The 13,473-nt window shown below is 70.4% G+C and carries 14 protein-coding genes and 1 pseudogene; 7 read left to right on the forward strand and 8 right to left on the reverse strand.

What is annotated here, in order from left to right; genetic code table 11:
• Position 1: 1 nt before the first annotated feature.
• A complete protein-coding gene (locus WJ438_RS11620; RefSeq protein ID WP_406725171.1) occupies positions 2-688 on the reverse strand; it encodes a response regulator transcription factor in 687 nt (228 codons plus the stop codon).
• A gap of 313 nt (positions 689-1,001) precedes the next feature.
• Between WJ438_RS11620 and WJ438_RS11625 the strand changes: the two genes are divergently transcribed.
• The 6 genes and pseudogenes from WJ438_RS11625 to WJ438_RS11650 all read left to right on the forward strand — a co-directional run bounded on the left by WJ438_RS11625 (position 1,002) and on the right by WJ438_RS11650 (position 6,725).
• The gene (locus tag WJ438_RS11625; RefSeq protein WP_406725172.1) at positions 1,002-1,778 is read left to right on the forward strand and encodes an amino acid ABC transporter ATP-binding protein; all 777 of its coding nucleotides are present in this window, start codon (positions 1,002-1,004) and stop codon (positions 1,776-1,778) included.
• Positions 1,779-1,865: 87 nt separating this feature from the next.
• Complete coding sequence (locus WJ438_RS11630) at positions 1,866-2,714, forward strand: glutamate ABC transporter substrate-binding protein (RefSeq protein ID WP_406725173.1); 849 nt, start codon at positions 1,866-1,868, stop codon at positions 2,712-2,714.
• A gap of 132 nt (positions 2,715-2,846) precedes the next feature.
• Complete coding sequence (locus WJ438_RS11635; RefSeq protein ID WP_406725174.1) at positions 2,847-3,515, forward strand: amino acid ABC transporter permease; 669 nt, start codon at positions 2,847-2,849, stop codon at positions 3,513-3,515.
• A complete protein-coding gene (locus tag WJ438_RS11640; RefSeq protein ID WP_406725175.1) occupies positions 3,512-4,420 on the forward strand; it encodes an amino acid ABC transporter permease in 909 nt (302 codons plus the stop codon). Before WJ438_RS11635 ends, WJ438_RS11640 begins: the two co-directional genes overlap by 4 nt.
• 297 nt (positions 4,421-4,717) lie before the next feature.
• Positions 4,718-6,355 (forward strand): FAD-dependent monooxygenase, encoded by a 1,638-nt coding sequence (locus WJ438_RS11645; RefSeq protein ID WP_406725176.1) that lies wholly within the window; start codon positions 4,718-4,720, stop codon positions 6,353-6,355.
• A gap of 15 nt (positions 6,356-6,370) precedes the next feature.
• Positions 6,371-6,725: pseudogene (locus WJ438_RS11650) on the forward strand (rhodanese-like domain-containing protein).
• On the opposite strand, the gene recX reads toward WJ438_RS11650, so the two are convergent.
• From recX to WJ438_RS11670, 4 genes are all read right to left on the reverse strand, one after another.
• Complete coding sequence (gene recX / locus WJ438_RS11655) at positions 6,719-7,546, reverse strand: recombination regulator RecX (RefSeq protein ID WP_406725177.1); 828 nt, start codon at positions 7,544-7,546, stop codon at positions 6,719-6,721. The pseudogene WJ438_RS11650 and the gene recX overlap by 7 nt on opposite strands.
• 3 nt (positions 7,547-7,549) lie before the next feature.
• Positions 7,550-8,677: a recombinase RecA gene (gene recA, locus WJ438_RS11660; protein WP_406725178.1), complete on the reverse strand. Its 1,128-nt coding sequence runs from the start codon at positions 8,675-8,677 to the stop codon at positions 7,550-7,552.
• Positions 8,678-8,961: 284 nt separating this feature from the next.
• A complete protein-coding gene (locus WJ438_RS11665) occupies positions 8,962-10,254 on the reverse strand; it encodes an AI-2E family transporter (protein ID WP_406725179.1) in 1,293 nt (430 codons plus the stop codon).
• 59 nt (positions 10,255-10,313) lie between these two features.
• The gene (locus WJ438_RS11670) at positions 10,314-10,508 is read right to left on the reverse strand and encodes a DUF3046 domain-containing protein (RefSeq protein WP_406725180.1); all 195 of its coding nucleotides are present in this window, start codon (positions 10,506-10,508) and stop codon (positions 10,314-10,316) included.
• 94 nt (positions 10,509-10,602) lie between these two features.
• On the opposite strand from WJ438_RS11670, the gene WJ438_RS11675 reads away from it, so the two are divergent.
• Complete coding sequence (locus WJ438_RS11675) at positions 10,603-11,532, forward strand: hypothetical protein (protein ID WP_406729655.1); 930 nt, start codon at positions 10,603-10,605, stop codon at positions 11,530-11,532.
• Positions 11,533-11,545: 13 nt separating this feature from the next.
• Here the strand turns inward: WJ438_RS11675 and WJ438_RS11680 are convergent, their stop codons facing one another.
• The 3 genes from WJ438_RS11680 to WJ438_RS11690 are packed head-to-tail and all read right to left on the reverse strand — an operon-like array spanning position 11,546 to position 13,469.
• Entirely contained in the window at positions 11,546-11,854 is a 309-nt protein-coding gene (locus WJ438_RS11680) for an AzlD domain-containing protein (protein ID WP_406725181.1), read from the reverse strand.
• Positions 11,851-12,603, reverse strand: coding sequence for an AzlC family ABC transporter permease (locus tag WJ438_RS11685; protein ID WP_406725182.1), 753 nt, complete (start codon positions 12,601-12,603; stop codon positions 11,851-11,853). The genes WJ438_RS11680 and WJ438_RS11685 overlap by 4 nt, the downstream gene beginning before the upstream one ends.
• Complete coding sequence (locus WJ438_RS11690) at positions 12,561-13,469, reverse strand: AraC family transcriptional regulator (protein ID WP_406725183.1); 909 nt, start codon at positions 13,467-13,469, stop codon at positions 12,561-12,563. The genes WJ438_RS11685 and WJ438_RS11690 overlap by 43 nt, the downstream gene beginning before the upstream one ends.
• Positions 13,470-13,473 lie beyond the last annotated feature (4 nt).

The raw sequence follows: 13,473 nt of genomic DNA on the forward strand, positions 1-13,473 counted from the left end.
GCTAGACCGCGGGCTCGACGAGCCGGTAGCCGACTCCGCGTACCGTCTCGATGAGAGCCGGCATGCGCAACTTGGCCCGCAGGGAGGCGACGTGCACCTCCAGGGTGCGCCCCGTTCCCTCCCAGCTGGTGCGCCACACCTCGCTGATGATCTGCTCGCGGCGGAAGACGACCCCGGGCCGCTGGGCGAGCAGGGCCAGCAGATCGAACTCCTTGCGGGTCAGTGGGACGACCGAACCGTTCACGCTGACCTGCCGGGTCGGCAGCTCGATGCGCACGGAGCCGAGACGCAGCCCGGCCTCACCGGCGGCGACGGCGTCCTCCTGGACGGTGCGCCGGCTGACGGCGTGGATCCGGGCGAGCAGTTCGCCCGTGTCGTACGGCTTGACCACGTAGTCGTCGGCGCCGAGGTTGAGTCCGTGGATGCGGGAGCGCACGTCGGAACGGGCGGTGACCATGATCACCGGCGTGCCGGTGCGTTTGCGGATCTTGCTGCAGACCTCGTAGCCGTCCTGATCGGGCAGGCCCAGGTCGAGGAGGACGACGCCGAAGCCGTCGGCCTCGGGGACAAGTGCCTGGAGTGCTTCCTCGCCGCTGCGCGCGTGGGTGACGTCGAAACCGTGCCTCGCCAGGATCGCCGACAGGGCGGCGGCGACGTGGTTGTCGTCCTCGACGAGCAGCAGTCTCATCCGGTCCCCCTTCGGTTCATCGGCCGTACGGTCCGCCTGTGTACAAAACCGTCTGTGCACGAGAACGTGTGCACGAGAACGTGTGCACGTGCGTGCACCTTGCAGTGACGCCGATGAACGAGGACGGCGTCAAGAGGGTTCCGGTTGCGCTTCGGTACCGTTACCCGGCCGAAATGAGCCCTGCTCACAAGTGCCACGACACGTATCCGATTGCTACCGGATCGTGATGCTCAGATTCCCCTCAGATGTAATGACGCAGGTCCGAAGCATCACTACTGTCCTCCCAAACCGAGGAGGACGGAGCCTGAGAGCGATGACCGAAGTATCGGTGGCCAAGGAAGAAGTGGCCGCGACCGGCGATCTGGTCGTCCTGAAGAGCGTCAACAAGCATTTCGGCGCGTTGCACGTACTCCAGGACATCGACCTGACGATCGCCCGCGGCGAAGTCGTCGTCGTCATCGGGCCCTCCGGGTCCGGGAAGTCCACCTTGTGCCGCACCATCAACCGTCTGGAGACGATCGACTCCGGGTCGATCGTCATCGACGACAAGCCCCTGCCCCACGAGGGCAAGGAGCTCGCCAAGCTGCGGGCCGACGTGGGCATGGTCTTCCAGTCCTTCAATCTTTTCGCGCACAAGACCGTGCTCGAGAACGTGACGCTGGGTCAGGTCAAGGTCCGCAAGGCGGACAGGAAGAAGGCCGAGGAGCGGTCCCGCGCGCTGCTCGACCGGGTCGGTGTGGGCGCGCAGGCCGAGAAGTACCCCGCACAGCTCTCCGGCGGCCAGCAGCAGCGTGTCGCCATCGCGCGTGCCCTGGCGATGGAGCCCAAGGTCATGCTCTTCGACGAGCCGACATCGGCGCTCGACCCGGAGATGATCAACGAGGTTCTGGAGGTCATGCAGCAGCTCGCCCGCGACGGCATGACCATGATCGTCGTGACCCACGAGATGGGATTCGCCCGGTCCGCCGCCAACCGCGTGGTGTTCATGGCGGACGGCCGCATCGTCGAAGCCGCTTCGCCGGACCAGTTCTTCAACAATCCGCGCAGTGACCGTGCCAAGGACTTCCTGTCGAAGATCCTGCACCACTGACGGCGCGCGCCCGGCGCCCCGACCACGTGCGTCACCGGATGAACCGGACCGCACCGCATCACTTCACCAGTCAAAAGGATGTGCACCATGAAGCTCCGCAAGGTCACCGCCGCCTCGGCCGTCGTGTTCGCCCTTGCCCTGACCGCCACCGCGTGCGGGGGCGGCAGCGACAAGGACAGCGGTTCGTCCTCCTCCGGGGGCGGCGGCGACAAGATCAAGGTCGGCATCAAGTACGACCAGCCCGGTCTCGGTCTGAAGACGCCGGACGGCTCCTTCGCCGGCTTCGACGTGGACGTGGCGAGCTACGTCGCCAAGGAGCTCGGCTACGAGGCCGACCAGATCGAGTGGGTCGAGACCAAGAGCGCCGACCGCGAGAACGCCCTCGCGCGCGGTGACGTGAAGTTCATCGTGGCCACGTACTCGATCACCGACGAGCGCAAGCAGAAGGTCGACTTCGCCGGCCCGTACCTGCTCGCTCACCAGGACCTGCTGGTGAAGAAGGACTCGGACATCTCCGAGGCCACGGACCTGAACGACAAGAAGCTCTGCTCCGTGACCGGCTCGACCTCGGCGCAGAACGTCAAGAAGGACTTCGCCCCGAAGGCCCAGCTGCGTGAGTACCCCGGCTACTCTGAGTGCATCGCCGGCCTGCAGAGCGGCTCCGTGGACGCGCTGACCACGGACGACTCGATCCTCGCGGGCTACGCCTCGCAGGACAAGTTCAAGGGTCAGTTCAAGCTGGCGGGTCTGAAGCTGAGCAACGAGAACTACGGCATCGGTGTCAAGAAGGGCGACACCGAGACCGTGAACAAGATCAACGACGCGCTGGAGAAGATGGTCAGCGACAAGTCGTGGCAGAAGGCCGTCGACGACAACTTCGGCCCGGCCGAGTACAAGAACGAGCCGGCCCCGAAGATCGGCGAGCTCGTCCAGTAACGCGGGGTCCCGCTGACGCAGGAATCCGGCACGTCACGCAGGGTTCCGCGGGCGCGCCGCCGCCCATCGCTTGACCGGCGGCGGCGCGCCACGCCGTCCACGTACGCCACACACCCGGAAGCGCGGGAGATCGTGTTCGACTTTCTTGAAGGCTATGACGTCCTAGGGGCGTTCTGGATGACGGTGAAACTCACCGTCTTCTCGGCCCTGGGTTCCCTGGTCTGGGGCACCCTGCTGGCCGGGATGCGGGTCAGTCCGGTTCCGTTGATGCGCGGGTTCGGCACCGCCTACGTCAACATCGTCCGGAACATCCCGCTGACGGTCATCATCGTCTTCTCCTCGCTCGGCCTCGCCGACATCTTCGGCGTCACGATGGGCGCCTCCGACGACTTCGCTCTGCAGGGCTTCCGGCTGGCGGTGCTCAGTCTGGCCGCCTACACCGCGGCCTTCGTCTGCGAGTCGATCCGTTCCGGTATCAACACCGTGCCCCTCGGCCAGGCCGAGGCCGCACGCGCGATCGGACTGAACTTCAGCCAGACCCTGCGGCTGATCGTGCTGCCGCAGGCCTTCCGCGCGGTCATCACGCCGCTGGCCAACGTCCTGATCGCCCTGACCAAGAACACCACGGTGGCAGCCGCGATCGGTGTCGCGGAAGCAGCGCTGTTGATGAAGGAAATGATCGAGAACGAGGCCCAGACACTGGCCATCGGCGCGGTCTTCGCCTTCGGTTTCGTGGTGTTGACCCTCCCCACGGGCCTGTTCCTCGGCTGGCTCAGCAAGCGACTGGCGGTGAAGCGATGAGCTCCGTCCTCTACGACGAGCCCGGCCCCCGCGCCAAACGGCGCAACCTGGCCCTCTCGGTCGTCTTCTTCGTCCTCCTCGCCCTCCTGTTGTGGTGGGTCTGGCAGACGCTGGACGGCAAGGGCCAGCTGGAGGGCTCCCTCTGGTCGCCCTTCATCGAGGCAGAGGCGTGGTCGACCTATCTGCTGCCGGGGCTCGGCAACACGTTGAAGGCCGCCGCCCTGTCCATGATCATCGCTCTCCCCCTGGGCGCGGTCCTGGGTATCGCCCGCATGTCCGACCATCGCTGGGTACGCGCCCCGGCCGGTGCGGTGGTCGAGTTCTTCCGGGCGATCCCGGTCCTGCTGCTGATGCTCTTCGCCTACGAGGTCTACGTCCGTTCCACGGACATCTCCAGCGAGGACCGGCCCCTGTACGCAGTGGTCACCGGCCTGGTGCTCTACAACGCCTCGGTGCTCGCCGAGGTCGTCCGGGCCGGCATCCTCTCGCTGCCCAAGGGCCAGTCCGAAGCCGCCTACGCGATCGGTCTGCGCAAGAGCCAGACGATGTCCACCATCCTGCTGCCGCAGGCCGTCACCGCGATGCTGCCGGCCATCGTCAGCCAGCTCGTCGTGATCGTGAAGGACACCGCGCTGGGCGGCGTGATGCTCGGGTTCACCGAGTTGCTCAACTCGCGCAGCACCCTGGCGGCCAACTACGCCAACGTGGTTCCGAGTTTCATCGTCGTGGCGATCATCTTCATCGTGCTGAACTTCGTTCTCACCTCCTTCGCCTCGTGGCTGGAGGTCAGGCTCCGCCGCAGCAAGCGCAGCACGGGCGCGGTGGTGGGCGCCGACCAGATCGAGGAACTCAACACGGCCGAGGTCGGGGGCACCCACGGGACCGGCGCGGGCGGCACCATCTGACGCGTGCTCCGCTGTACCGACATGGCTGCGGCCCGCCCTTTCGGCGGGCCGCAGCCATGTCGGGGGCCGGGACGGCATCGGTGGCGCGCGGAAATCATCCGGCACGGGCCGGGCTCGTGTGATGAGCGGTCAAGTGGTGTGACGAGCCCGGACCGTTTTCATGATCGCGGCTTGCGCCCGTCACTTGACGCAAGCACCGGCAGTGGGTTGCATACGTTCTGTGATCGTGCACCCTGCTCCATCGTCCTGTTCCTCCCTGTCCTCCGGGACGTCACTTCGAGCAGGGGGCGCCGCGCCGTGGACCCGGTGATCATCGTCGGAGCGGGGCCCGTCGGGCTCACGCTCGCCCTGGCGCTGGCGCGTCAGGAGGTGCCGTGCGTGGTCCTCGACGAGGGGCCGGGAAAGGACGAACCGCGTCCTGCCCGCTCGGTGGTGCTGCGTGAGGACACCACGGCGCTGTTGGAGCGGCTGACCGGTGCGCCACTGGCCCGGGCCGGCTCCCGTTGGGCCGGATGGCGGTCGATGCGGCGCAAGCAGGTGACACACGAGGTCACTTTCGACGACACCGTACCCGCCCCGGTGCACATCGCCCAGCACGTCCTCACCGATGCCCTGCGTGCGGCCCTCTCCCGTGAACGGCTCGTCAAGGTCGCCGTGGACAGCCGTCTGGACTCCCTCGAGCAGGAGCCCTCCGGCGTCACCGCGCACACCCGCGGCCCCAGCAGCACGTGGTGGCGCGGCAGTTATCTGGTCGGCTGCGACGGCCCCCGCTCCACCGTGCGCAAGCTCCAGGACATCCGCTTCCCTGGCCGTACGGCGGTGGAACGTCACGCCGTGGCCGCGCTGCGCACGGAACTGCCCTGGCCGGGCGAAGCGTTGCTGCACCGGATGCCGCCGTGGCGCACTTCCGGCCCCTCCGCCGGGGAGATCACCGCACGCCCGCTGCCGGACGGCGTGTGGCGTCTGGACTGGTTGCTGCCGCCGGGCAAGGAGCTGGTCACTCCCGAACTGCTGCTGGCGCGGGTCCGGGAGACCCTCGCCGGCTGGGCCGGCGGCCCGACACCACCGTACGAACTGCTCGACACCGGGGTCCATACCGTCCACCACCGGCTCGCCCGGCGCTGGCGGGCGGACCGCGTGTTCCTCGCCGGGGACGCCGCGCATCTGCTCGGCACACTGGGCACGCACGGGTTGGACGAGGGGCTTCGCGACGCCGACAACCTCGCCTGGAAGCTGGCCCTGGCCTGGCACCACGGCCACCACGAAGCGCTGCTCGACAGTTACCAGGCCGAGCGGCGCGCGATCGTCGCCGCCCGGCTGCGCGCCGCCGACCAGGCGCTGCCGTTGCTGCGGGGCGGCGGAGGGCTGCGTTCCTACGTCCCCGGCTCCGCCCGCGGCCATGACGCGCTCCTGGTGGACGGCCACGTCGGGCAGGGGCCGCTGGGCGCGCCGGGCGTGCACGCCGGATCGCCTCTCGCACCCGGGGACCTCGAGGGCGAGGTCCCCGTCGACACGCTCCCCGGGGCGCCGGTCACCGATGTGCGGGTCACGGCGGAGGACGGCACCTTCGTCCGGCTGCGGGACCGGCTCGGCCGGGGTGCGCTGCTGGTGGTGCTGATCGCGCCGGGTACCGGGGTGTGGGAGCGCAGGCACTGGGTGTCCGCCGGGATCATGCCCCAACTGGCGGCGGCCGTGGCGGCGCTGCCGCATCCGGCCGAGCTGCTGGTCGCGGAGAGCTATCCGGGGGCGGCGGCCCACACCGTACTGCTGGTACGCCCCGACGGTCACCTGGTCACGGCGCTCGGCGGAGTCCGTCCGGCGGACCTGTACGCGGCGGCCGAAACGGCGGTCGGCGGACCGGCGGGTGCGGGAACGGCGGATGCGGGAACGGCGGGGACGGAGGCCCGGGCAGAGGCCGGAGCCGGATCGCGCTGAGGTTCCTGGGTGCGGATGTCCCCGCGCCGCCGAGGATCCGACCGCGGGGCCGTCCGCGGCGGGGAGGCACTGCTGGTCGACATCCGGTATGCGGCCCTGCGCGCCCGGGACGGCCTCATCCCCGGCGCCCTCGTCGTCGAGCGCAACGAGCTGGAGTGGCGTCTCGACCTGCGGAAGCCACCGTCTCCCCGAGGCCACCGGTCACGAGCTGCGCGTCGTCGTGATCTGCAACGAGGGTTACGCCTCCAGCCTGGCCGCGGAATCCCTGCACCGGCTGGGACTCCACCGGGCCACCGACCTGATCGGCGGTTTCCAGGCCTGGCGCACGGCAGGTCTGCCGGTGCGGGCACCGGGCTGGGGCCCTCAGTAGCCCCCGCCGTCCAGGAACTCCGTGTCCTCGCCCTCCTCCTCCAAGGCCTGGCGGACCACGCGCAGGGCGAGGCCCTCGGGGTAGCCCTTGCGGGCGAGCATGCCCGCGAGGCGGCGGATCCGCTTGTCGCGGTCGAGTCCGCGGGTGGAACGCAGCTTGCGGGTGACGAGTTCGCGCGCGGTGGCTTCCTCCTGCTCGGAGTCGAGTTGGGAGACGGCCGCGTCGATCAGGCTGGCGTCGACGCCCTTGGTCCGCAGCTCCCGGGCGAGGGCACGCCGGGCCAGGCCCCGACCGTGGTGCCGGGACTCCACCCAGGCATCCGCGAAGGCACTGTCGTCGATCAGTCCGACCTCCTCGAACCGGGACAGCACTTCCTCGGCGGCCTCGTCGGGGATCTCCCGCTTGCGCAGGGCGTCGGCAAGCTGTTTCCGGGTGCGTGGGGTCCCGGTGAGCAGGCGCAGGCAGATGGCCCGCGCCCGCTCGACCGGGTCCCCCGGAGGTTCCTCCCGCTCGGCCCTCGCAGAGGTGGAGGCGTCCCCATCCGCCGCGGCCGCCTCGCCGAAAGCCCGGCGTCCGCGCCCACCGCGTGGCCCGCCGTCACGCGAGCCGCTCCCCCGTGGGTCACCTGCACGACGGGAACCGGTGCCGCCCCGGCGCCGGTCGCCGCCCGGCGCCTCACCAAAGAAGCCGTCCTTGCCGTCGGCGTCCCCGCCCGCCCCGTCAACGCTCGCGGCTGGGTCTTCGCCGTCTCCGGTGCCCCTCCCCCATGGGGGGCCGGAGGCGGCGAATTCGTACTCGCCCCAGTCGGTTCGTCGCGTCACGGGTCAGCTCTTGGCCGCGGCGGCCTTGGACTTGGTGGTCTTGGCCGCCGAGGCCAAAGCCGGGACCGCGGTCGCCTCGGTCGGAACGGTGGTACCGGCGGCATCCGTGCCCTGCTCGGCGGCCGGCTCCTCGGGCCGCACGCCGATGCCGAGCTTCTCCAGGATCTTCTTCTCGATCTCGTTGGCGAGGTCGGGATTGTCCTTGAGGAAGTTGCGGGCGTTCTCCTTGCCCTGGCCGAGTTGGTCGCCCTCGTACGTGTACCAGGCGCCGGCCTTGCGGACGAAGCCGTGCTCCACACCCATGTCGATCAAACCGCCCTCGCGGCTGATGCCCTGGCCGTAGAGGATGTCGAACTCGGCCTGCTTGAACGGCGGCGCCACCTTGTTCTTGACGACCTTGACACGGGTGCGGTTGCCCACGGCGTCGGTGCCGTCCTTCAGCGTCTCGATCCGACGGATGTCGAGGCGCACCGAGGCGTAGAACTTCAGCGCCCGGCCACCGGTCGTGGTCTCCGGGGAGCCGAACATCACGCCGATCTTCTCGCGGAGCTGGTTGATGAAGATCGCGGTGGTCTTGGACTGGTTGAGCGCGCTGGTGATCTTCCGCAGCGCCTGGCTCATCAGGCGGGCCTGCAGACCCACGTGGCTGTCGCCCATCTCCCCCTCGATCTCCGCGCGCGGGACCAGTGCCGCGACGGAGTCGATGACGATGAGGTCGAGGGCGCCGGAGCGGACCAGCATGTCCACGATCTCCAGCGCCTGCTCGCCGTTGTCCGGCTGGGACAGGATCAGGTTGTCGATGTCGACGCCGAGCTTCTTCGCGTACTCGGGGTCGAGGGCGTGCTCCGCGTCCACGAAGGCGACCTGGCCGCCGGCCTTCTGCGCGTTGGCCACGGCGTGCAGGGTCAGGGTCGTCTTGCCGGAGGACTCCGGTCCGTAGACCTCCACCACCCGGCCGCGCGGCAGGCCGCCGACACCGAGGGCCACGTCGAGGGCGGTCGACCCGGTCGGGATGACCTCGATGGGCTCCCTCGACCGGTCGCCCATGCGCATGACCGCGCCCTTGCCGAATTGCCGTTCAATCTGTGCGAGCGCGGCGTCGAGCGCCTTCTCGCGGTCGGTTCCTGCCATGGGTTCCACCCGATTTGCTTGATTCGATCGCTTCACGTCGACGACGCTAGCGCCTGCCACTGACAACGCGCCCCGACGCACCTCCGACCTGTGGACAACCGAGGCCCTTTCCACCCCGAACCGGGTCATAAAACCCTTCGTCGAGCCTTACCGGCGCCCCTATGAGAATAGACGTTCGATTTTCGTGTCAAGCGCACCACGCGGCACCCTCACGAGGCGTTCACCCTCCGGCAACGGCTCCGCCGCCGGGTCACACCGCCGACCCGGAGCGGCTCCGCCGTCGCTCAGGAGTGCCCGATGTCCCCACTCGGGGATGGTGTCGCGCCCCGTCGGCGGGTCCAGAGGCGCCGGGCGCGGCCGACGAGGCTCCCCCGCTCGCCGGGGCTCCGGTCACCGGGGTCGCCGTCGCCAGGACGGCGGTGGCCGTGCACGCGGGGGTCGTCCGTGACGTCGTAGCGCTTCACGTACGCGCCCAGGAAAGCCTGGAGGGTGGCGACCGCGGGGATGGCTATCAGCGCGCCGACGGCCCCGAGCAGGGCGGTGCCCATGACGACCGAGCCGAAGGCGACCGCCGGGTGGATGTCGACGGTCCTCGCGGTCAGCTTGGGCTGCAGCACGTAGTTCTCGAACTGCTGGTAGATCACCACGAAGATCAGCACCCACAGCGCGTACCAGGGGTCGACGGCGAAGGCGATCAGCATGGGCAGGGCGCCCGCGAGATACGTACCGATGGTGGGGATGAACTGCGACACCAGGCCCACCCACACGGCGAGCACGGGTGCGTAGGGCACCTCGAGCATCTCCAGCAGCACGTAGTGGGCCATGCCGGAGACCAGCGCCATCAGCCCGCGCGAGTACAGGTAGCCGCCGGTCTTGTTCACGGCGATCTCCCACGCGCGCAGCACCTCGGCCTGGCGCGCGGGCGGCAGCACGGAGCAGACGGCTCGCCTCAGCCGCGGGCCGTCGGCGGCGAAGTAGAACGAGAACAGCCCGATGGTCAGCAACTGGAAGAGGCCTCCGAGGACCTGCGCGGAGACGTCCAGGACGCCGGTGGCGCTGTTCTGCACGTAGTTGCGCAACCAGTCGGAGCGGAGCAGGCCCTCCTGGATGTCCACCCGCCGCAGTTCGGTGTGGAAGTGGGTGTTGACCCAGTTGATGACGGAGTCGAGGTACTGCGGGAAATCCTCGACGATCTTGATGATCTGTCCCGCGAGCATGGATCCGAGCAGCGTGACGAAGCCCGCCGCCGCGGTCAGCACTGCCAGGAAGACCAGGAAGGTGCCCAGCCCCCGGCGCACCTTCCGCGCGGCCATCCAGCTCACCGCGGGCTCGACGGCGAGCGCCAGGAAGAACGCGATGAGGATGTTGATCAGCAGCCCGGTGAGTTCGTGGAAGGCCCAGCTGCCCAGCTGGAACAGGGCGATCAGCGCGAGCGCGAGCAGCATGGCGCGCGGCAGCCAGCGCGGCATGCGAGCGCCGGGAGAGGCCGCGGGACCCGCCGGCGGACCGGGGGGCGGCGGCGCGCCGAGCGCGGAGGGATGCTGGGCTGCCTGCCCGGTCTCGTCTGTGGGTGCCACGGAGTAAGTTTCGCCCACGCCACCGGCAGCCGTCTGCCCCGTGGCGATCTCTGTGACGATCAGCGCTTTTCCCGCGGAACGTCCATCACCGCGCAGACCACCTGCCAGACGTCCTTGGCGTCCCAGCCGTCCCCCAGTGCCTCGTGCACGGTGCGCCCGCCGAGTTCCGACATGACGTGATCGCGCGCGAAGGTGTCGGCGTAGCCCGTACCGAAGTACTCCGCCATCCGTTCCCAGAAGACCGTCAACCGCATGCCCCCAGTATCCCGCCCGAGAGTGTGGGCCCGAGCCGGGACCACCTGCCGACACCGCTTTGCGCCCTAACGTCTGTCCCATGTCACCAACCGGATCGATCCCCCTCCCCCGAAGCCCCCGGCCGACAGCCCGCTCGCCCGCGCGGAGCGTTTCGTCTGGCTGACCGCGCGGGTGCTCGAGCAGCGTCTCTTCGCCCACGAGTTCCGGGAGGGCGGTGCCGACCCGGTGGAGCGGGCGCTGGACGCCTACCGCAACGAGGACGGCGGATACGGTCACGCGCTGGAGCCCGACCTGCGTGGCCCCGTCAGCCAGCCGCTGCACACCGCACACGCCCTGCGTGTCCTGGACTCCGTGGGCCGCTGCGGCGGCACGCGCGTGGAGCGCGCGTGCCACTACCTGACGTCCGTGTCCACCCCGGATGGCGCACTGCCGGCGATCCATCCCAGCCTGCGCGGCTACCCGTCGGCCCCCTTCGTGCCGGTCGTGGACGACCCACCCGGCGAGCTTCTGGCCACCGGGCCGGTGGTGGGGCTGCTGCACCGCAACGACGTGTGGCACGCGTGGCTGTTCCGGGCCACGGACTTCTGCTGGCAGGCCGTCGAGGCACTGGAGCGGAGCCATCCGTACGAGATCCGGGCCGCGGTCGTCTTCCTGGACTCCGCCCCCGACCGCCCGCGCGCGGAGGCGGCCGCCGACCGGCTGGGCCGCCTGGTGCGCGGACAGCGGCTGGCGGCGCTCGCCCCGGACGACCTCGACGCCTACCCGGTCGCGCCCGGCTACGCCCCGGGCGAGCACCATTTCCCGCACGACTACGCGCGGACACCGCACTCCCTCGCGCGCGGATGGTTCACCGACGGGGAGATGTCACGCTCGCTGGACCACCTCGCGGCCGAGCAGGAGGACGACGGCGGCTGGCCGGTGCGCTGGCGCGAGTGGGCACCGGCCCCAGCCCTGGAGGCGCGCTCCATGGTGACCATCGACGCGCTGCGCACGCTCAGGGCGTACGGTCGCCCGGTCGGCTGACCAGGCGCCGCTCTCAGCCGACCAGGGCCCGGACCCCCGCCGTCACCACCACGGCCGCCCCGACGACGACCAGGAACGGGGCGCGCAGCATCAGCGCCACGGCGGCGGCGGCGAGTCCCGCCGCCCGCGCGTCCAGCACCAGCGTCCGGCCGTCGGCGAAGGCCTGCTGGGCCGTGAGGGCGGCGAGCAGGGCGACGGGCAGCAGTGCGGCGAGGCGCCTGACCAGCGGTCGTTCGAGGGCACCGGCGGGGACCAGCAGCCCGGCCAGCTTGACGGCGTAGCACCCGAGGACGGTCACACCGATCGCGATCCAGATGTTCAACGGCCCCCCTCCGGTACGTCACCGCGCGGCGCGCCCCTGCGGCCCTGTGCCCACAGGACGGCCGGTGCCGCGAGCGCGGCCACCAGGACCGGTACACCGGCGGGCAGGAACGGCAGCAGTCCGAGCCCCAGCAGGACGGCGAGCCCGGCGACCATCCGTTCGGTGCCGGTCCGCAGCATCGGCGCGAGCAGGGCCAGGAAGACCGCGGGGCCGGCCGCGTCCAGGCCCCACGCGTTGGTGTCCCCGATGGACTCGGCGCCCAGTGCGCCGAGCAGTGTGGTGAGGTTCCACAGGACGTACAGGCTGAGTCCGGTCACCAGGAAACCGATCCGCGCGCTGCGCCGGGTGGGCTGGGCGAGGGAGACCGCGGCCGTCTCGTCGATGACCCACTGGGCCGCGAACGGCCGCACCGCGCGCGGGAGGGCCAGCAGCTGGGACAGGCGCAGCCCGTAGAAGGCGTTGCGCACCCCCAGGAAGAACGCTCCGGCGGCGGCCGTGAGCGGGCTCCCACCAGCGGCGAGTGCCCCCACCAGTGCGAACTGGGACGCCCCGGTGAACACGAGGAGGCTGAGCGCACACGTCTGGAGCAGCGTGAGCCCGCTGCCGGCCGAGGTCACCCCGAAGGCGAATCCGGAGAGTCCGACGGCGATTCCGACTCCCAGGGCGTCCCGTACGACGGCGCCGTCCGGTTTTGTTCCCTGGGTGTCTACGTCCCGGACGTCCGCGAGTGTTGTCTGTTCTGCTGCCACACCACGGACGGTACGTGGAGCGCGCTCCGGGTGTCTTGTACGTTCTTGCGCTCGCGCTGGTAGGCCCCCGGCGGCACTCCCACGATCCGGCCGAAATGCCGGTTCAGGTGCGGCTGGTCGGTGAACCCGACCGCGACGGCGGCCTCCGACGGCACGGTCCCGGCGTCCAACAGCCGGCGCGCCCGCCGTACCCGTGCGTCGGTGAGCCAGGCGTGCGGCGGCATTCCGTAGGTGTCCCGGAAGGCCCGCAGCAGCGCGAACGGGCTGGTGCCCAGCTCGTCGGCCAACTGCTCCAGCGTCGGCGGGGCGGCCATCCGCTCCTCCAGCAGGACACGCGCGCGTGCGGCGGTCCGAGCGCCCGCCGTGCGCACCTCGCGCCGGGGCCGTGACCCGCCGTTCAGCCTCAGCAGCCGGGTCACGGCCACCCGCAGCAGTGTGTCGGCGGCGAGCGCGTTGCCCTCGTCGGTGGCCCGCAGCACCTGGTGCACCAGGTGGACGGTGTACGGATCGTCGAGCACCGGTCTCACGAAGCCCGGGGTGCCGCGCAGTGTGGTGGTCTCCGCGGCGATCGCCGCGACCACCCCGGGCGACGGGTACACCGCGCCGTACCGCCATCCCTCGGGGACCCCGGCCCGCCCGGTGTGCGGGGTGTCCGGGTTCACCAGCGCCAGTGCCCCGGCCCCCGCGTACTGGTCGCCGCCGCCGTGGTGGAAGACCTCCACTCCGTCGGTGATGGCGGCGATCACGAAGTTCTCGTGGGTGTGCCGTACGAACGTCTTGTGTATGTAGCGGGCCCGGAGCAGATCGACACCGGGCAGGTCGGCGTACTGCCAGTGCCGCGCCCGTTCCTTGCCCGTTTCCGCCATAAGG

Origin of the sequence: Streptomyces sp. GD-15H, from assembly GCF_045291515.1 — a bacterium.
Lineage (GTDB): Bacteria > Actinomycetota > Actinomycetes > Streptomycetales > Streptomycetaceae > Streptomyces.